Here is an 18,147-nt window from a genome sequence, read left to right as displayed (position 1 = left end):
GTCCGCTAGCCCAGCAGGGCCGAGGTCTGGGCGGACGATTCATGGATCGGTCCCGCGATGTCCTTGAGATGCCGGCCGCTACCACCCCAGCGTCGGGCAATGATCTCGGCGACGATCGACACGGCCGTCTCCTCCGGGGTGCGCGCCCCGAGATCCAGTCCGATCGGGCTGTGGAGTTTGTCCAGTTCGGCGTCGGTCAGACCGATCTCGCGTAACCGGTCCAACCGGTCATGATGGGTGCGCCGCGACCCCATGGCGCCGACGTAGGCGATGTCGGGGATCCGCAACGCGGTCTGCAGCAGCGGTACGTCGAACTTGGGGTCGTGGGTCAGCACCGTCACCACGGTGCGCGCGTCGATGCGGCCGGCCTGATTCTGCTGGCTGAGGTAGCGGTGTGGCCAGTCCACCACCACCTCGTCGGCGTCGGGGAACCGGGCGCGGGTGGCGAAGACCGGCCGCGCATCACAGACGGTCACGTGGTAGCCGAGCATCGCGCCGGCCCGGGCCACCGCGGCCGCGAAGTCGATCGCGCCGAACACCAGCAGCCGCGGTTTCGGGGCGAAGGCGGACACGAACACCCGCATCCCCTCGCCGCGACGCTGTCCGTCGGCGCCGTAGGTCAGGGTGGCGCTGGTACCGGCGGCCAGCAGCCCGAGCGCGTCGTCACCGACCGCGTCGTCGGCGCGGAGGGAGCCGAGAGTGCCGGCCGCAGTGGAGGGTTCACCGGGCTGGGTACGGATCACCAGGCGACGGCCCAGCCGTGCGGGGTCGGGGTGGTCGACCACGGTGGCGACGGCCACCGGGCGGCCGGCGCCGACGTCCGCGGCGACCTGCGCCAGCTCCGGGAACGTCGATCGGTCGACCTTCTCGACGTAGACGTCGAGGATGCCGCCGCAGGTCAGGCCGACGGCGAAGGCATCGTCATCGGAGACCCCGTAGCGTTGCAGCACCGGCCGTCCGGAGGCCACCACGGACTGCGCCAAGTCGTATACCGCGCCCTCGACGCAGCCGCCGGACACCGATCCGACCGCACTGCCTGCCGGGCCCACCAGCATGGCGGCGCCCGGCGGACGCGGCGCCGACCGGAACGTCGCCACAACGGTTGCCAGACCGACACTTTCGCCTGCTCGCCACCACCCGAGGAGCTCACCGAGGACCTCACGCATGGCAATTCGTCCAGTTCTGTTCGGCGGGCAGGGCAGGGTCGACCGACGCCGCGCGGGATCGCCGCGCGGCGCTGGTGTCCGGTGGGGCAGGTCAGTTGGGGCGCACGCGGGCGGCCATCCGGTCGAGGATTCCGGCCAGGCGCTCGCGGGTGACCATCCAGATCAGCGGCAGCACCTTGATCTCACCGCCGCCCACCGAGCCGGCGGGGCGGCGACGTGGGGGCGCTTCGGTGGCGGTCTGCACCGCCGCGATGTGGCGCTGCCCGTTGTTGTCCGCCGCGGCCGGGGCGGCGGCACCGGTGGGGCCGGCCGCCGGCCCGCCCGGCTGCTCGATGCGGTCGGTCAGTTCATCGGCGAATGCGGTGAACATCTGGTTCGACACGTCCCGGATCCCGCGGCCCAGCGACGCGACCCGGCCGGTGAGGTCGATGTCGGAGATCACGTCGATGCGGCTGCCGGTACCGGTCTGTTCGATCTGCAAGGCCACATGGGCGGCGACGGAACCGGATCCGCGCTTGTCCCGGGCTTTGGCGCTGAGCACCATCCGCCGAGCCGCCTCGTCGCGTTCGACGATGGAAGCCCGTCCGGCGTAGTTCATCTTCAGCGGACCGATCGCGACCCGCAGCATGCCCTCGTAGTTGTCGTCACCGAGGTCGTCGACCAGTTCGGCGCCCGGCATGCAGTCCACGACCGCCGCGGTGTCCTGCAGGAAATCCCAAACGTGCTCGGGCGAGGACCGGACCTCGGTCTGGTGCTGGAGCTTCATACGGTCTGTCCCTTCGTGAGTTCCTGCTGGCTGGACTGGTCGAGCAGCGCCAATACCCGTTCGGCGGTGATGGGCAGCTGCTGCGGGCGGCGCCCGATCGCGGCCTCGACCGCACTGGCGATGGTGGCGGCCGGCGGGCCGATCGGCGGTTCGCCGATGCCACGCGCGTTCAATGGTCCTCGGCCGGAACCACTCTCGACGATGGCGACGTCGATGTCGGGCAGATCCATCGCGGTGGGGATGAGATAGTCGGCGAACAGGGAGGACAGCGGATGGCCGTCTTCGCTGACGCAGTCCTCGGTCAGCGCGTAACCGATGCCCTGGGCGGCGCCGCCGATGATCTGTCCCCGCACCCGAGTGGGGTTGATCGCGCGGCCGACGTCATGGCAGGCGACGTACTTGAGCAGCCGGACGTCGCCGGATTCGAGATCGACCTCGACTTCGGCGGCGTGGGTGCCGAACGTGTAGTCGGGGTAGGTGTGTCCCTGTCCCTTCTGCGGGTCGAATCCGCCGGAGCGGGCGCGCCAGGTGTGCAGCACCGCGGTGTCCACCCGCGCCTCGTTCGCCGCCCGCACCAGCTCGGGCAGGCTCAGCCCGCGAGAACCGTCTTCGGTGCGGACCATGCCGTCCACCCAGATCAGCGCCTCCTCGGGCACCGACAGTTCTTCGGCCGCAACCGGGGTCAGCTGGTCACGCAGCGTGCGGGCCGCGCGCAGGATGGCGTTGCCGGACATGTAGAGCTGGCGGGTCGCGTAGGTGCCACCGGCCGGCGGGGTGAGCGCAGTGTCACCGATGTACACGCTGATGTCCGACAGGGCGACCCCGAGGATCTCCGAGGCGATCTGACAGAGACTGGCCGCCTGACCGGCACCGAGATCGGTGACGCCGCTGCGGATCAGCAGTGTCCCGTCGGCCTGCAGGGTGACCCAGGCGGCGGCGTGATCGCGGAACCAGATGGACCGGCCGTAGGGCTGCATACCGCACGCGAAGCCCTGGCCGACCACCTTGTGCGGATCGCTGGGTGCGCTCGGTTCGCCGAGCAGTTCCAGAGCCCGGTCGCGGGTCTCGCGGACCGCGACGGCCGTGGTGATCGGTTCCCCGCCGGCCAGCAGGTCACCGGTCTCGATGTAGTTGAGATCGCGCACCTCCTCGCGGCTGATCCCCACTGCCTTGGCCAGGGCGTCCATCTGGGATTCGTAACCCAATGTCACCTGCATGGCGCCGAACCCGCGGAACGCGCTGGTGGGCACGTTGTTGGTGAACACCGCCCGCGAGCGGACCCGCACCGTGGGAACTTTGTACGGGCCCGGCGAGAGCGCCGCACCGGCGAACAGCACCCGGGCACTCAGGCACGGGTAGGCACCGGCGTCGCCGATCACGTCGACGTCGACGGCGAGGATCTTGCCCTGCTTGGTGGCCGCCGTGCGGTAGTGCATGGTGAACGGGTGGCGTTTGGAGCTGGCCATGATGGACTCCTGCCGCGACCAGATCATCCGCACCGGTCGGCGGGTCCGCCACACCAGCAGAGCCAGATACGGCTCCACCGTCATGTCTTCCTTACCGCCGAATCCGCCGCCCATGTAGGAGGCGATGTGGCGGACCTGGCTCTGCGGCAGGCCGAGGATCGAGGCGACTTCGACCGCGTGCTCGATGACCTGGGTCGAGATTCGCAGGGTGACGACGTCGTTCTCGATCCAGCCGACACCGGCCTCGGTTTCCAGGTAGGCGTGCTCGACGGGCTGGCTCTGGTAGGTGTGCTCGACCACCACGTCGGCCGCCTCGAAGGTGGCATCGATGTCGCCGCGTTCCAGGTGCCAGTTGACCAGCACGTTGCCCTCGTCGTGGACCAGCGGTGCACCGTCGGCCAACGCCTCCTCGGCGCTGAACACACCGGGCAGCGGTTCGTATTCGACCTCGACGAGATCGGCTGCCTCGGCGGCGGTTTCGGGATCCACCGCGGCGACCACGGCGATCGGCTCACCGACGTAACGCACCCGGTCGGCGGCGAGCACGGGCTGTTCGACGGTCAGCTCGCCCAGACCACCGCTGGCGTGTTCGACGACCGCATTGTGCGGGACGTCGGCGGCGGTCAGCACCGCCTCGACGCCTTCGAGCCGCTCGGCGGCCGAGGTGTCGATCCGCACGATCCGGGCCGACGCCCGGTCGGAGCGCACGATCTTGCCGTGCAACATGCCGGGCAGGCTCCAGTCCGCGGCATACAGCAGGGTGCCGCGGACCTTGTTGATGAAGTCGTGATGGGCCGGGGATTGGCCGACCACCCGGAAATTGCGTTCCCGCTCCTCGGGGCCGGAGTCGGCGTCAGGGTCGAATTCGGCAGGCGCGCTGGGCGGTTCGGTGGTGTCGGGTGTGGTTCCCGGTTCGACGGTCGTCACTGAGCACCTTCCTTCTCCGTCGCGGACTGGGCCGGTCCGTGCAGGTAGTCCTCCACCGCATCGACGATGGCCTGATAGCCGGTGCAGCGGCACAGGTTGCCCACCAATTCGTGCCGGATCTCCGCACGGGAGGCCTCCGGATTGCGTTCGGCGAGCGTGGCCGCGGTCAACAGCATTCCGGGAGTGCAGAATCCGCACTGGGATGCGCCGCGCTCCAGGAAGCACTTCTGCAGCGGATGGGCCTCCTCCTGAGGGTCTGACCATCCGCGCAGCGTCACCACCTCGTGGCCCTCGGCCTGAACGGCGTAGACGGTGCAGGCGCTCACCGGATCGCCGTCCATCAGTACGGTGCACGTCCCGCACACGCCTTCCGCGCAGCCGTACCGCACATCGGGCATCCCGAGATCGTCGTGCAGCACGTCGAGCAGGGTGCGGTCGTTGCGCACCCACACCTCGTGGTCGCGACCGTTGACGCGAAGCAGTACCTGGGTCCGGATCATGCGGCACCTCCGTTGTCGCCGAGGACCTGCTGCAGCAGGCGGCGGGTGTGGATGGCGACCAGACGGCGCCGGTAGTCGGCGGTGCCGTGCAGATCGCTGTCGGGGTTCAGCGCGGCGGCGATCTCCTCGGCGCTGGAGCGGGCGACATCCGGGTTGCCCGGGTCGGCGAGCACGGGGGCGAGCATCTCCTGATCGACCAGCAGGGGACGATCGGCCACCCCGCCGAGCACCACCCGCAGATCCTGCTCACCGCGGGCCATCACCGAAACGCTGACGGTGGCGAAATCCGAATAGCGGCGCACCACTTCGTGGAACGCCCACCGAGCCTCGCCGTTGACCGGGATGCGTCCACCCACGACCACCTCGTTCGGTTCGGTCGCGGTGGTCAGATAGGTGAGGAAGAAGGAATCCGCGCTGACCGCGCGCTGTCCCGCCGGTCCCTGTACGAGGACCTCCCCGCCCATGGCCATGACGGCCGCGGCGATCTCCGCGGTCGGATCCGCGTGCGACAGCGTGCCGCCGAAGGTCCCGCGGTTGCGCACCCGCACATTCCCGATGAACGGCATCACATGTGCGAGCAGTGGTGCCTGGGCGCGCACCACCTCCGACGTCATCAGGGTGCGATGACGGGTGTTGGCGTCGAGGATCAGCTGACCGTCTTCGACATGCGGATCGGCGGCCGCGATGGGATTGATGTCGATGAGCGCGGCGGGGAAGGCCAACCGCAGATTCAGCATCGGGATCAGACTCTGCCCGCCGGCGAGGATCTTGGCCTCGCCGTCCCACAGCGCGAGGAGTTCGACTGCATCGGCCCAGGTTTCGGCGCGTTGATACTCGAAGCACGTGGCCGCGGTCCGGCCCGGTGGGGTCGGCAGCGTTTCCTGAACGGTCAACTCGGTACCTCCTCGGATGGGGTGTCGCCGGCGACGAGGTATCGCAGCACTGCGAGTTCGTCGCTGTCGACCGGGGGCAGTTCGTCGACGTCGTCGTGGACGAGGAGTTCGAACCCGGTGGCGGCCTGGGCCTGCTCGACGGTCACGCCGGCCTGCAGGGCCCGGATCCGCATCCGGCGGGTGTCGCGGTCGAAGTCGAGCAGCGCCAGGTCGGTGACCACCCAGGCAGGTCCGCCGTAGATGAGTCCGCTGTCGCGGCGGCTGGTGCCACCGCTGAGAAAGCCGGGGCTGGTGACGAAGTCGACCTTCTCGACGAAGCGCCGCGGCTCGTGCTGAGTGACCACCACCACCTGATTGCACATCGAGGCGATGTCGTTGGCGCCACCCGGCCCCGGCAGCCGGACCGAGGGCCGCTGTGGATCGCCGACGACGCTGGTGTTGACGTTGCCGAACTGGTCGATCTGGGCCACCCCGATGAAGCCGTAGTCGAAGAAGCCGCGCTGGGCCATCAGGAAGATGTCGGTGGCGCTGGTGAGCATCTGGGCCCCGACGGCGGCGCGAACCTCGTTCGTCGACGCCGGCAGGTGGCCCGGCCGCAGTTCGATGCCGATCATGCCGCCTTCGAGCAGCACGGTCAGATTGGGGGCCTGGCGCCGCTTGGCGATCGCCGCGGCCACCAGGGGTTGTCCGATGCCGGCGAACAGCACCTTGCCGTCCTCGAGCAGCCGGCTGGCGGCGATGGTCATGATCTCGTCGGGGCGGGCCTCGGGATGCTGCCGGGTCGAGGCGAATGTGACGGCGGTGCGGGTCATGGCGGGGGTCATCGCGGCAGCATCTCCTCTGCGATACGTCGTAGCGCCGAGCGGCGGTCGGGATCGATTGCGGCGCAATAGGCGTCGTGATCGGGGTACGCGGTGAGCGTCGCGACGTAGGACCGGGCGCCGTCGATGCCGCCGGACTTCACCGCTTGCATGTAGGCCGTGAACTCGTCGAGGTCGGCCTCGTAGTGGCCGTAGCACTCGTGTGGGTAGGCGCCCATCGGCTGGTGCACCACCGCGTCGACCGCGAAACCCGGGATGACCGTACGCGCCGGGTCGGTCCGGAACTGGTCGGTCTCGACGATCTCCTCGGCGGAAATGATCACGCGGCGCGCGGCGAGCGCCAGATCGGCGTCCATCAACTGGTAGCCGTCGATCTGGGCGTTGCCCTGCCGATCGGCGCGCTGGACGTGGATGAGTGCCACGTGGGGGTTCAGACTCGGGACGGCGTTGAGGAGTTGCCCGGTGTAGGGGCAGGTCACCTTCGCCAGATCGAGGTCGCGGTCGATGTCGGAACCCAGCATGCTGATCGTCGGAAGATACGGCACACCCATCGCCCCGGCCTTGTAGCGCAATCCGATTCCGAGATGACTCCACTCCTCGAACACCGGGTGGCCCTCTTCGACCATGCGGCGCACCACCGGCGCCAGACCCCAGCCGTGACCGACACCGACCCAGCTGGTCATGATCCGGTCCGCGGTGCCGGTGGCCAGCATCAGCTCGGCTTCGATGCACGACAGCGGCCGCGTCATGGTCAGCCCGGTACGGCCCTGCCTCAGGATCTCGATCAGTAGCGCCATCGGGGTGCGGGCGTGGTTGGTGCCGCCCACGCCGATCACCGCATCGTCGGGCACGAGGCGGCGCACCGCCTCGGCCGCGGAGCACACCTTGTCTGCGCCCACCCGGCTGAGCGCTTCGAGTTCCGCGCGGGCGTCGGTCACCCCGAGCGTCGAGAGCCGTCCACTCATGCGGCCCCCACCATACTGCCGAGCAGCGGGCGGACCTCGGCGGCGAACCGCTCCACCTGCTCGGGGTCGTAGGCGTGGGGCACCAGGCAGATCTCCTGGACTCCGGCGTCGAGGTGCGCGGCGATCTGTTCGGCGCAGTCCTCGGGAGTGCCGCAGATCGCGCTCTCGGGCGTGGCGTCGCTCCAGGCCGGGGAGTCGAAGTACGACGCCAGCCACGGGCCGGTCAGGGCCTGGGCCTGCTCGCGGGAGGAGCCGATACAGATCGGCAGCTGGTTGAGCGAGTGCAGCTCATCGGGGTCGCGGCCGGCTTCCTCGGCGAACCGGCGGATCTTGGCCCACGATTCGGAGAAGGCATCGGCGGTGTAGAAGTACGTCAGCCAGCCGTCGCCGAGGGTGGCGACGCGCTTGAGCACGCGGTCCACGTAGCCGCCGATGAGCACCTGCGGGCGCGGCTGCGGCAGGGGCAGCATCTTGACGCGGCGGAACGACAGGTCGTCCCACGTGCCGGTCACCTCGGGCTGGGTCCACAGGTTCATGCAGATCTCGAGATTGCGTTCGAAGATCTTGCCGCGGCCCTTGAATGACGTTCCGGTGGCTTCGAATTCGCGTTCGTACCAGCCTGCGGCGACCCCGAGGCGCAACCGGCCGTCGGAGATCATCTGGATGGTGGCCGCGGTCTTGGCCAGCAGGGCTGGATCCCGGATCGGTAGGACGAGCACGCCGGTGCCCAGGGTGATCTCGGTGGTGTGGCTGGCCAGCACCGCCAGCGTGGTGAGGACCTCGAGCTGCGGGAAGGGCTGGCGGCTGCCCAGGAAGAGGTGGTCCCACCCCCACAGCGAGGTGAAACCGAGTTGCTCGGCACGGCGGGCGGTGGCGAGCAGGTCGTCGATCTGGGGCGTCTTCTCGGCCGAGGTGAAGTTCTCCACGGCCAGCCCGAAGGTCGCGGGCATACGTTTCCGTCCTCTCGATTTCGCTGTGAGGATTGCCACGTTAGGTCGGGAGGAGGTCGATGCTCCATGTCAGGAGCAGCCAACCGATGGGCAGTGGTTTGTCACTCATTGCCAGTGCTCTCAGTGAGCGGTGACGGCGAACCGGATGCGGGTCCCGGGCACCGCCTGAGCGGCCCGGTGCAGGGCCGATGCTGCCACCACTCCGATCACCGGATAGCCACCGGTCACCGGCCGGTCGGCCAGGAACAGCGTCGGCCGGCCCCTGGTCGGGACCTGCAGGGCGCCGAGGGCGACGCCCTCGCTGCCGAGTTCACCGGGCCGCCGGCGGGGCAGCTCCGGTCCGTCCAGGCGGATCCCGACCCGATCGGCGTCGGAGGTGACGGTGAACTCGCCGCTGCGCAGCCGGCCCACGGCGGCCTCGGCGAACCAGTCGTCGCGCGGACCGAGGCGCAGGGGCAGCACCAGCGGTTCGGCGCCCAGGGCTGCGACCGGCGCGAGATCGGTTGCGGGCCAATCCGCCGCGGCGTCGCCGAGCGGGAGGACGTCACCGGCCCGCAGGGGCGGCGTACCGAGCCGGGCCATGGTGTCCCAGGACATCGAGCCGAGGACGTCGTGGCCGACCAGGCCGCCGCGGACGGCGATGTAGCTGCGCAGTCCGGCGGTGGGGGCGCCGAGGGTGATCCGCTGCCCGGGCGGGGCGGTGAACGCCGCGTTCACCGCCTGCGCGCGTCGCCCGCAGGTGACCGGGACGGGCGCCCCGGTGACCGCGATCAACGTCGGCGCATCGACGCTGAAGGTCATCCGGCCCAGGGTCACCTCGATGCACGAGGCGCCCGGCAGGTTCCCCACCAGCCGGTTCGCCAAGGCGTACGACGCGCGGTCGGCGGCCCCGGACTGCCCGACCCCGAGGTGGGCCAGCCCGTGCCGGCCGGCGTCCTCGAGGAGGGCGAGCACGCCGACCGACTCGACGGTGAGCTTGTTCATCGGTGCACGTCCCGGAACCGCACCACCGCGCCGGGCCGCAGAACGGCGGGTGGATCGGCCTCGGAGTCCCACAGCACCGCGTCGGTGTGGCCGAGCAACTGCCAGCCGCCCGGGGAGACCCGCGGATAGACCGCGGAGAATTCGCCGGCCAGCGCGACCGCCCCCGCGGGGACCCGCACCCGGGCCTCGTCGCGCCGGGGCACGTACAGCCGTGGATCGCCACCCACCAGATAGGAGAAGCCCGGCGCGAAACCGCAGAACGCGACGGTCCACACGCTCTCGGTGTGCGCAGTGACGACGTCGGCGACCGACAGCCCGGTCAACCGCGCCACCTCGTCGAGATCCTCGCCGTCGTAGACCACGTCGATGACGTGGTGATCGGGTTCGCGCGCCTCCTCGGCCGCGGGCTGGATCGCGTCCAACCCGGCCCGCACCGTCGCGGCGTTCGTCAGATCCGGATCGAAGGCGATCAGCAGCGTGGACAGCCCGGGAACGATCTCGCGCACCCCGGGCAGCCCAGCTGCACGGACCGCATCGGCCCAGCGGTGGACCACCTGGTTGTCGTCGAGATCGAGCAGCCAGGCGTCTTCACCGCAGGGTCGGAGCGCGGGCACTGTCTCACCGAGGGCCGTCACCGAGGGACGTCACCTGATGGGGATGAGGTCGACCCCGGCGGCTTCGAGCGCGGCGCGGGTCTTGCGGGCGATCTCCACGGCTCCGGGGGTGTCGCAGTGCACCAGCAGCGCCTCGGCGACGACGTCGACCTCGCTGCCGTCGTTCGCGGTGAGATGACCGTCGGTGACCATCTGCACGGCCCGCGCCGAGGCCGCGTCGGCGTCGGTCAGCAGGGCGTTCGGTTCGAGGCGGGACTGCAGGAGCCCCTCGGGGGTGTAGGCCCGATCCACGAACGCCTCGGCGACCATCCGCAGGCCGGCCTCCTCGCCGAGTCGCCACACCTCGGTGCCCGGCGACGCCAGCAGCGGCAGATCCCCGCCGTACTCCACCGCGGCGTCCACCAACGCCTGAGCGTGTTCGGTGTTCTTGGTGACGACGGTCCACAGCGCGCCGTGGGCGCGGATGAAATCGACCTTGCCGCCGGCCAATCGGGCGAACACCTCGAGCGCCCCGATCTGATAGAGCAGATCGTCGCGCAACTCGTCGCCCGCCATCGCGATGTAGCGACGGCCGAAGCCGTGCAGATCGCGGTAGCTCACCTGGGCTCCGATGGCGACACCGTTCTTGACCGAGATCGCACACGTCCGGCGCATAATGCCCGGATCGCCACCGTGGAATCCGCAGGCGATGTTGGCGCTGGTGACGATCTCGAGCAGGGCGTCGTCGTCACCCAGGCTCCAACGGCCCAGTCCCTCACCGATATCGGTCGTCAACGCTACTTGCGGCGCCATGGGCCTCCCGCTCTCCTCGTGTCGATGTGTCCCGAGTATCCCCCCGCCGGCGGGGTCAGGAACAGCGCCAGTCACTGCAGACGATCGGTCACTGAAACTGCCGAATCGTCGAATTGCTCGTGCAGGGACCGCCGGACCGCGGCGACCGACGGGTCACCGGTGCGGGCCCGGCGGGTCAGCGCGACCAGCCGCCGCGACCAGCCGGTGGTCAGCCGGACCAGCGATGCGGTCTCGCGCTGCGGCGGCAGCACCAGCCGCGGCAGGATGCTGGCGGCTGCGCTCTGGTGCACCAGCATCAGGAGCAGATTCAGGTCGTAGGACTCGTACTGCACAGTGGGGCTGAATCCCAGGCCCTGGCAGTGCTGCACCGCCCAGGATCGCGACGCGGCACCCTCGGGTTCCAGCGCCCAGGGCAGGGTCTTGGCCGCGCGGGCGACGTCGCGACCACCCAGCAGCGACGTGGCGACGACGATCTCCAAGGCATCCTCGGCGAGGACCTCGCGGTGCACGTGGCGGGGCAGGGTGGTTGTGCCACTGGGATACTCCTCGCTGACCACCAGGTCGAAATCGCCGGTCAGCAGGGCCGGTACCGCCACCTCGGGTTCGGATTCGACGAGTTCGACCCGCAGGCCGGGATGGCGGCGCTGACAGTCGAGCAGGGCGGGGATCAGTGCGCGCGCCGCGCTCGAGAACGCCGCGACCCGGCAGGTTCCCGTCGGTGGTTTCTCCGGGGAACGCAGTTCGGTCTGGGCGGATTCGAGGGCGGCGATGATGTCGGTGCCCCGCTCGGCCAGGCGCTGACCCGCTTCGGTCAGCCGGACCCCACGACCGATCCGTTCCAGCAGCGGCGTCCCGGCCTCGCGTTCGAGCAGGGCGAGCTGTTGGGAGATCCCCGACGGGCTCATGTGCAGCGCGGCGGCCACCGCCGCGATGGTGCCGCGTTGGCTCAGCTCGACGAGCAGTCGTAGTCGGCGGACGTCCAGCATCACCCGAGTCTAGGAACACTTCACCGCCGCTGCCGGATCGACGGCAGCAATCGCTGATTTTCTGCCGCCGGAAGCCTGCCTACCCTGCTTGGCAGGAGGTGTGTCGTGCTGACGACCGAACCGTTTCTGCTCAACGCCCATTGGACGCCCGGCCGGGAGGTGCCGCCGCCGCGGCGGACCGACGACATCCGGCGGTTCCACGAAACTCTGCCCGGGTATGCGGTGACCCCGCTGCTGTTCCTGCCGTCCGTCGCCGAGACGCTCGGGCTGGGGGCGGTGATGGTCAAGGACGAGTCGCTGCGACTCGGGTTGCCGGCGTTCAAGATGCTCGGCGCGTCCTGGGCGGTGCATCGGGCATTGCGGGAGAGCACCCGCGAGCGGCACCGCCTGGTCACGGCGACCGACGGCAACCACGGGCGCGCCGTGGCGCGGATGGCGGCGTTGCTGTCGCTGCCCGCCACCATCGTCATTCCGCGGGGTGTCTCGGAGCGGGCCATCGAGTTGATTCGGGCCGAGGGAGCCGAGGTCCGGGTGCTCGACGTGCCCTACGACGACGCGGTCGGCCAGGCCGCCGCCCTGGCCGACGCCGATCCGGATGCGCTGCTGATCCAGGACACGTCCTGGCCGGGGTACGAGGACGTCCCGCAGTGGATCGTCGACGGGTACGCCACCCTGTTCGACGAAGCCGTCGATCAGGCCGCCGAACTCGGCGCGGGAATCGACCTGGTGGTCGTTCCCGCCGGCGTCGGTTCGCTTGCCCACGCCGCGGTGACGTTCACCCGGTCACGGCCCGACTGCCGAGCCGTCGCCGTCGAACCCGTGGTCGCCGACTGTATCCGGGCCAGCCTCGCCGCCGGCGCACTGACCTCGGTACCCACCGGGGAGACCAGCATGGCCGGATTGAACTGCGGCACACCGGCCTATCTCGCCTGGCCGGATCTGCAGAGCGGACTGTCCGGCGCCGTGGTCGTCGACGACGAGGCTGCCGCGCACGCGATCGCGGATCTGGCCGCAGTGGGTCTGGACGCGGGACCGTGCGGAGCCGCCGGCCTGGCCGCGCTGAAGATCCTGGCCGCCGAACCGGCGCGCTCGCAATTGCGCCTCGACAACAGCACGAGGGTGCTGCTGCTCAACACCGAAGGGTCTGACGCGAGCGGTCAGTGACGGCGGACCCCTCAGTCGAGTGACCGGATGACCGCCGGTACGTCCTCGAGGGGGACCGCCGCCCGACCGTCGCCAGGCGTCCCCACGTAGATCGCCGGCATCCCGAGCGCTCGCGGCCCCTCCACATCGGCTGCCCAGTTGTCCCCGACGTAGACGGTGGTGCGCGCCGCCGCCCCGCAGACCCGCAGGGCGGTATCGAAGATCGCCGGATGCGGCTTGCGCCAGCCGGTTTCGACCGACGTGACGACCCGGTCCATCGCGTCGTACAACCCGAACCGACGGGCCAGCCGCGGAACCAGCCGGGCGTCATGGGTGTTGCTGACGATCGCCAGGGTGTGATCGGTGCCGAGGTCGGCTACGCACTCACGGGCTCCGGGGGCGATCCGCACATCCTGGGTCCACGCCTGGAAGTACTCGTCGATCAGTCGGTCGATCGCTCCGTCGGTCAGCGCCGGCGATCCGATGGCGCGCCAATAGTTCTGGGCGATGTCGTGCATCGAGTGTTCCCGTCCCGAGCGCGCGGCGTCGGCGTCCATGTCGTCCCAGCTCTGCTGCCACAAGCTGTTGGACGTCTCCTCGGATATCTGCACCCCGGCCCGCCGCGCGAAGTCCCACGGCGCGTTGCCGGCCGCCGGATGGATCGACGGATCGTAATCGACCAGCGTGCCGAAGAAATCGAAGAACACGTGCGTGATCAGGGTTGGCTCCTCTGCTCGCTGCGTTCCATGGGTGGCCCGAGTTCGCGCGCCAGGTCCTCGACCAGCCGCTCCACCTCCGCGCGCCGCTCGAGCCGCTCCGGCACCCAGGCCAACGCGATCTCGATCAACGGCCAGGTGTTCTCGTCGATCGGGATCAGCGCGAACTCCGGCGGCGAGAACATCCGTCCGATGAACGACTCCGGCGCGTACGTCACCACCGCCACCAGATGCCGGTTGAACACCTGCGTCACCATCTCCAGCTCACCGCCGCGCTGATTGGTGGTCCGGACGATCTGCGTGACCCCGCGGGCGTTCAGCTGGCGGGTCAGACCGGCGAGCACCACCGGGTTGGGCCGCGCGAAGTCGATCACCACCTCGCGCCCGCGCAACTGCTCGATCTGCACCAGATCCTGCTGCGCCAGCGGATCGTCCGCCCGCACCGCGATCGCGCCTCGATACCGCGCGATCACTCTGCGCTGCAGCCGCCTGTCCGACGCCGGCAGGTGAATCAACCCCAGATCGAGCTTGCCGGCCACCAGTTTCGCGGTCACCTCCGCAGCCGACCCCGGGACCGTGTAGTCGACTTGCATCGGCAGCCGCGACACCGTGTCCTGCAGCCGGGCCAGCAGATCCGACGGCGCGTACGCGGTCGCACCCAGCCGAATCGCGCTCACACCCTTGGTGATCTGCCCGGCGGCGGCTTTGAACTCTTCGACCTGGCGCAGAATCTCACGCGCCGGGCCGACCAATTCGCTGCCCAGCTCGGTCAATCGCACCTCGTGATATCCCCGCTCGAACAGCGGCCCGCCCAGCTCCTTCTCCAGCAGTTTGATCTGCTTGCTCAGCGGCGGTGCAGTGATCATCAACTTGTCCGCGGCGCGCTTGAAGTGCAGTTCGTCGGCGACCGCGACGAAGTACTTCAGCCGGGTGAAGTCGATCTCCATCACCCCGCATCGTAGAGAAGCCTCAGGACGGCGGCGTCACCGTCTCCAGGACCCCGCGCTCGATCAGCATCGCCACCTCTGCGGCGCCGATCCCCAACAGCTCTGCGGCGATCTCCGCCGTCTGCTCACCCAGCAGCGGCGCCTGACCCAGCGGCGGATCCGGCACATGCTCGGAGTGGAACACCACGTTCTCCAGGGTGAAGGGCGCCGCCGCATGCGGATGCAGCTCTTCGCGGAAGTCCCGGCGCGCGACGAAGTACTCCCACGCCGGCACCTCGGCGGGGTGCAGTACCGCCCCGGCCGGCACCCCCGCGGCCTGCAGCGTCGTCATCGCCTCGAATCGGGTTCGCGTCGACAACCATTGACGCAGCGCTTCGGCGGCTCCCTCACGCTCCCCCTCACGCCCGGTCAGATCCGGCCGGCCCAGCATCTCGCACAACGCGCGCAGGTCCTCGTCGTGGCGCACCGTCACCGCAATCCATGCGTCGTCACCCGCGGTGGGCAGTACTGCCCACGGGCCGTGCCGTTCGGGTTCGGCCCGTCCCAGCTTCCGGCCGGCGATGTCGGCGGCCAGATGGCTGAGCATCACCTCCGACTGCGCGACCGCCGCCGACCCGCCCGCGCCGGTGCGTTCCCGCCGCAGTAGCAGCGCCAGCGCAGCCAGCGCACCGATCCGGGCCGACACGTGGTCCGGGTAGACGGTGATGGTGTCGCAGAACGATCCCGACTCACCGGGATACACCCAGCGGTCGGTGAACCCGGCCTTGGCCCGGACCAGCGGCCCGTAACCCAGGCTGCGGGCCCACGGACCCGTCGGTCCGTACGCCGAACTCTCCACCACCACGACGGCGGGGTTGATCGCGCGCAACGAGGCGAAGTCCATCCCGAGTGATTGCGCGACACCGGGTTTGAAGTTCGACAGCACCACGTCGGCCTGCTCGACCAGCAGGTAGGCCAGCGCGCGGCCTTCGTCGGCGCGTAGGTCGATGCCGATCGAGCGCTTGTTGCGGTGACCCGCCGCATACGCCTGCGACATCGTGGTCAGGCTGGTGCGCATCCCGTCGGGGTACGCCGAATTCTCGATCTTGACGACGTCGGCGCCCAGGTCGGCGAACAGTCGTCCGGTGTCGGCGCCGACCACGATGACCCCGAGGTCGAGCACCCGGATGCCTTCCAGCGGCAGCCCGTCGTCGCGACGCGTCCGGTCGGCCAGGATCGGTGCGGCGGTCAGCCGGGGTGCGGCGCCGGGCGTGAGATCCAGTGCGCTGGCGCGGTGTCCGTCGATCTCGACGACCCCGGCCGGCACCGGTGCGGTCACCCCGGGCGACAATTCGACGTCGCGGAGAAACCCACGGGCCGTGCATTGTTCGGAGGTGATCGCCTCGTCGAGCGTCAGCACCGCGGCGGTGGGTACTCCGTGGCGTTGCCCCTCACGTTCGAGTTCGGCGCGGGTCTTGTCGGCGGTGAACCGTTCGATCGCCGGCAGCAGGTCCGGGCTGCGGAACCGTTCACCCATCCGGTCGAACTTCGGATCGGCGAACTGCTCCGGGCTGCCCATCCACTCGAACATGCCCCGCCACTGCCGCTTGGCCAGGATGCAGATGCGGATGTAGCCGTCCTGGCACGCCACGATCGGATAGCGCTGCCGTTCGGAATTCCAATCGCGCCGCTGCTCGGTGATCGGCACCCCGGCCGCCGCCGAGCCCAACGTCCCGAACGGCGGATCGAGGGCCTGCATCGCGCCTTCGAGGATCGAGAAGTCGACCAGATCGCCCTCGCCCGTGCGCAACCGGTCCACGAACACACTGAGCGCCACGACCGCGGCCTGCGCGGCGGCGACGTGGTACGGCAACTCACCCGGCGGGACGAGCGGAACCCGGCCCGGGATGCCGGAGCGGGCCAGCTCACTGGTCAACGCATGCAGCACCGGTGTGGTGGCCTGCCATTCGCGGAACTCGGTGTCTCGCCCGAAATCACTGATCGACAGGATCACCAGACCGGTATGCGCGGCGCGCAGCCCCCGGACGTCCAGTGCCGCCTCGGCGGTCGAGCCGGGGCGGGTGGATTCGATGAGGATGTCGGCGCCGGCCACCAACTCCGCCCACCGCTGGGCGCTGTCGACGGTCTCGGTGGGGATGCCGTGCCGGTTGATCAGGACGTCGAGCCCATCGGAGTGGTCGGCGGTGATGCCGGGCAGCGTGATCGCGGTGATGTCGGCCCCGAGGTCGGCCAGCAACCGGCCGACGGCGGTCATCGGGCCTGCGGACAGGTCGAGGATCCGCACGCCGGCCAGGGGTGGGTCGTAGGCGGTCATCAGCTCTTGCGGGCTTGCCGGAACGGGATCTCGCGATCGACGTCGTTCTCCCGCGGCAATCCGAGCACCCGCTCGCCGATGATGTTGCGCTGGATCTGGTCGGTGCCGCCGCCGATCGAGGTGAAGAACGCGTTGAACGCCAGGAAGTTCACGTCGTCGGCGACCGGGCTGTCGGTGCCGGCCAGCAGCGACTCGGCGCCGATCAGCTCGGTCTTCAGCGCCGCCTCCGAGTGCAGGATCCGTGACATCGCCAGCTTGCCGATCGACATGATCGAACTCGACGTGCCCAGATCAGCGGACGCCTTGGCGCGTGCGTTGTTGAGCCGGTTCAGTTCTCGGCGCGACAACACCGTCGCCAGCTCGTGGCGGACCGCCGCGTCGTCGAGGCGACCGTGCTCACGGGCCAGTTCGACCAAGCTGTCGGCCTTACTGCGGTTGCGCGACGACCGGCCACTGTCGCCCATGATGGAGCGCTCGTAGGCCAGTGCGGTCTGCAGCACCTTCCAGCCGTTGCCGAGCCCGCCGACGAGGTATTCGTCGGGCACCGAGGCGTCGGTGAGGAACACCTCGTTGAAGTGCGACTCACCGGTGATCTGCACCAGCGGGCGGATCTCGATCCCGTCCTGGCACATCGGGATGAAGAAGAAACTCAACCCCTTGTGTTTGGGCACATCCCAGTCGGTGCGGGCGATCAGCAGGGCGTACTCGGCGTGCTGGGCGCCCGAGGTCCACACCTTCTGGCCGTTCACGATCCACCGGTCCCCGTCCTTGACCGCGGTGGTGCGCACAGCGGCCAGATCCGACCCGGCACCCGGCTCGCTGTAGAGCAGGCAGGTCCGGGACCGCTCGGTGAGGAAGCCGCGCAGCAGATCGCGTTTGATGGACTCGGTGCCGAAGTGCAGCACGGTGTTGGCGGGGATGCTGTACCGATCCTGGCCCGCTCCAGGGGCTTTCACAGCGCGGAACTCGCCGAAGACGATGGCGGCCAGGTCCGCGGGGTAGCCGCGGCCGAACCATTCGGTGGGGTAGGTGGGCACGGCGTAGCCGGCGTCGAGCACCTTCTCCAGCCATGCGATGCGCTCGGGGGAGCTCGCCCAGGGGTCACTGGAGGGTTCGAGCCCGGTCCAGTTGGCGGCGAGCCAGTCGCGAACCTCGGTGCGCAGTTCGTCGGCGCTGGGCAGATCGGTCGTGGCCATC

At 69.8% G+C, this 18,147-nt stretch carries 17 protein-coding genes; 1 reads left to right on the top strand and 16 read right to left on the bottom strand.

The window, feature by feature from the left end; all coding sequences use genetic code 11:
- Positions 1-5: 5 nt before the first annotated feature.
- The 12 genes from ACN27E_RS13375 to ACN27E_RS13320 all read right to left on the bottom strand — a co-directional run bounded on the left by ACN27E_RS13375 (position 6) and on the right by ACN27E_RS13320 (position 11,830).
- On the bottom strand, positions 6-1,166 hold the full coding sequence (locus ACN27E_RS13375; protein ID WP_422742012.1) for an XdhC family protein: 1,161 nt from the start codon (positions 1,164-1,166) through the stop codon (positions 6-8).
- Positions 1,167-1,257: 91 nt separating this feature from the next.
- On the bottom strand, positions 1,258-1,932 hold the full coding sequence (locus ACN27E_RS13370; protein ID WP_422742011.1) for an SRPBCC family protein: 675 nt from the start codon (positions 1,930-1,932) through the stop codon (positions 1,258-1,260).
- Positions 1,929-4,325 (bottom strand): xanthine dehydrogenase family protein molybdopterin-binding subunit, encoded by a 2,397-nt coding sequence (locus tag ACN27E_RS13365; protein WP_422742010.1) that lies wholly within the window; start codon positions 4,323-4,325, stop codon positions 1,929-1,931. The genes ACN27E_RS13370 and ACN27E_RS13365 overlap by 4 nt, the downstream gene beginning before the upstream one ends.
- Entirely contained in the window at positions 4,322-4,825 is a 504-nt protein-coding gene (locus ACN27E_RS13360; protein ID WP_422742008.1) for a (2Fe-2S)-binding protein, read from the bottom strand. The genes ACN27E_RS13365 and ACN27E_RS13360 overlap by 4 nt, the downstream gene beginning before the upstream one ends.
- Complete coding sequence (locus ACN27E_RS13355; RefSeq protein ID WP_422742007.1) at positions 4,822-5,718, bottom strand: FAD binding domain-containing protein; 897 nt, start codon at positions 5,716-5,718, stop codon at positions 4,822-4,824. Before ACN27E_RS13355 ends, ACN27E_RS13360 begins: the two co-directional genes overlap by 4 nt.
- Positions 5,715-6,542 carry a CoA-transferase subunit beta gene (locus ACN27E_RS13350; protein WP_422742005.1) on the bottom strand — a complete coding sequence of 276 codons (828 nt, stop codon included), beginning with the start codon at positions 6,540-6,542 and terminating at the stop codon, positions 5,715-5,717. Before ACN27E_RS13350 ends, ACN27E_RS13355 begins: the two co-directional genes overlap by 4 nt.
- Entirely contained in the window at positions 6,539-7,504 is a 966-nt protein-coding gene (locus tag ACN27E_RS13345) for a CoA transferase subunit A (protein WP_422742003.1), read from the bottom strand. The genes ACN27E_RS13350 and ACN27E_RS13345 overlap by 4 nt, the downstream gene beginning before the upstream one ends.
- Positions 7,501-8,454, bottom strand: a complete 954-nt coding sequence (locus ACN27E_RS13340; RefSeq protein WP_422742002.1) for an LLM class flavin-dependent oxidoreductase — start codon at positions 8,452-8,454, stop codon at positions 7,501-7,503. Before ACN27E_RS13340 ends, ACN27E_RS13345 begins: the two co-directional genes overlap by 4 nt.
- A 120-nt stretch (positions 8,455-8,574) precedes the next feature.
- A complete protein-coding gene (locus tag ACN27E_RS13335; RefSeq protein ID WP_422742000.1) occupies positions 8,575-9,438 on the bottom strand; it encodes a biotin-dependent carboxyltransferase family protein in 864 nt (287 codons plus the stop codon).
- Positions 9,435-10,052, bottom strand: coding sequence for a 5-oxoprolinase subunit B family protein (locus tag ACN27E_RS13330; RefSeq protein ID WP_422741998.1), 618 nt, complete (start codon positions 10,050-10,052; stop codon positions 9,435-9,437). Before ACN27E_RS13330 ends, ACN27E_RS13335 begins: the two co-directional genes overlap by 4 nt.
- 30 nt (positions 10,053-10,082) lie before the next feature.
- The gene (locus tag ACN27E_RS13325; protein WP_422741997.1) at positions 10,083-10,844 is read right to left on the bottom strand and encodes a LamB/YcsF family protein; all 762 of its coding nucleotides are present in this window, start codon (positions 10,842-10,844) and stop codon (positions 10,083-10,085) included.
- Positions 10,845-10,915: 71 nt separating this feature from the next.
- Positions 10,916-11,830, bottom strand: coding sequence for a LysR family transcriptional regulator (locus ACN27E_RS13320; protein WP_422741995.1), 915 nt, complete (start codon positions 11,828-11,830; stop codon positions 10,916-10,918).
- Positions 11,831-11,935: 105 nt separating this feature from the next.
- On the opposite strand from ACN27E_RS13320, the gene ACN27E_RS13315 reads away from it, so the two are divergent.
- The gene (locus ACN27E_RS13315; protein ID WP_422741993.1) at positions 11,936-12,994 is read left to right on the top strand and encodes a diaminopropionate ammonia-lyase; all 1,059 of its coding nucleotides are present in this window, start codon (positions 11,936-11,938) and stop codon (positions 12,992-12,994) included.
- Positions 12,995-13,005: 11 nt separating this feature from the next.
- On the opposite strand, the gene ACN27E_RS13310 is transcribed toward ACN27E_RS13315, so the two are convergent.
- Genes ACN27E_RS13310 through ACN27E_RS13295 form a run of 4 tightly spaced genes read right to left on the bottom strand, consistent with a single transcriptional unit; the run spans position 13,006 to position 18,146 of the window.
- Positions 13,006-13,680, bottom strand: a complete 675-nt coding sequence (locus ACN27E_RS13310) for an HAD family hydrolase (RefSeq protein WP_422741991.1) — start codon at positions 13,678-13,680, stop codon at positions 13,006-13,008.
- Positions 13,681-13,688: 8 nt separating this feature from the next.
- A complete protein-coding gene (locus ACN27E_RS13305; protein WP_422741989.1) occupies positions 13,689-14,636 on the bottom strand; it encodes a LysR family transcriptional regulator in 948 nt (315 codons plus the stop codon).
- A gap of 22 nt (positions 14,637-14,658) precedes the next feature.
- Positions 14,659-16,950 carry a CoA transferase gene (locus tag ACN27E_RS13300; protein WP_422741987.1) on the bottom strand — a complete coding sequence of 764 codons (2,292 nt, stop codon included), beginning with the start codon at positions 16,948-16,950 and terminating at the stop codon, positions 14,659-14,661.
- A complete protein-coding gene (locus tag ACN27E_RS13295) occupies positions 16,950-18,146 on the bottom strand; it encodes an acyl-CoA dehydrogenase family protein (protein WP_422741985.1) in 1,197 nt (398 codons plus the stop codon). The genes ACN27E_RS13300 and ACN27E_RS13295 overlap by 1 nt, the downstream gene beginning before the upstream one ends.
- Position 18,147: the final 1 nt, after the last annotated feature.

The organism is Mycobacterium sp. WMMD1722 (assembly GCF_049315205.1).
Classification (GTDB): Bacteria; Actinomycetota; Actinomycetes; order Mycobacteriales; family Mycobacteriaceae; genus Mycobacterium.
This window is presented reverse-complemented; position numbering and strand designations above follow the sequence as displayed.

What these genes read in the sequence shown, in the direction of transcription:
- ACN27E_RS13375 (WP_422742012.1), bottom strand. Translation starts at nt 1,166, where the DNA reads ATGCGTGAGGTCCTCGGTGAGCTCCTCGGGTGGTGGCGAGCAGGCGAA.
- ACN27E_RS13370 (WP_422742011.1), bottom strand. Translation starts at nt 1,932, where the DNA reads ATGAAGCTCCAGCACCAGACCGAGGTCCGGTCCTCGCCCGAGCACGTT.
- ACN27E_RS13360 (WP_422742008.1), bottom strand. Translation starts at nt 4,825, where the DNA reads ATGATCCGGACCCAGGTACTGCTTCGCGTCAACGGTCGCGACCACGAG.
- ACN27E_RS13350 (WP_422742005.1), bottom strand. Translation starts at nt 6,542, where the DNA reads ATGACCCCCGCCATGACCCGCACCGCCGTCACATTCGCCTCGACCCGG.
- ACN27E_RS13345 (WP_422742003.1), bottom strand. Translation starts at nt 7,504, where the DNA reads ATGAGTGGACGGCTCTCGACGCTCGGGGTGACCGACGCCCGCGCGGAA.
- ACN27E_RS13340 (WP_422742002.1), bottom strand. Translation starts at nt 8,454, where the DNA reads ATGCCCGCGACCTTCGGGCTGGCCGTGGAGAACTTCACCTCGGCCGAG.
- ACN27E_RS13335 (WP_422742000.1), bottom strand. Translation starts at nt 9,438, where the DNA reads ATGAACAAGCTCACCGTCGAGTCGGTCGGCGTGCTCGCCCTCCTCGAG.
- ACN27E_RS13325 (WP_422741997.1), bottom strand. Translation starts at nt 10,844, where the DNA reads ATGGCGCCGCAAGTAGCGTTGACGACCGATATCGGTGAGGGACTGGGC.
- ACN27E_RS13320 (WP_422741995.1), bottom strand. Translation starts at nt 11,830, where the DNA reads ATGCTGGACGTCCGCCGACTACGACTGCTCGTCGAGCTGAGCCAACGC.
- ACN27E_RS13305 (WP_422741989.1), bottom strand. Translation starts at nt 14,636, where the DNA reads ATGGAGATCGACTTCACCCGGCTGAAGTACTTCGTCGCGGTCGCCGAC.
- ACN27E_RS13300 (WP_422741987.1), bottom strand. Translation starts at nt 16,950, where the DNA reads ATGACCGCCTACGACCCACCCCTGGCCGGCGTGCGGATCCTCGACCTG.
- ACN27E_RS13295 (WP_422741985.1), bottom strand. Translation starts at nt 18,146, where the DNA reads ATGGCCACGACCGATCTGCCCAGCGCCGACGAACTGCGCACCGAGGTT.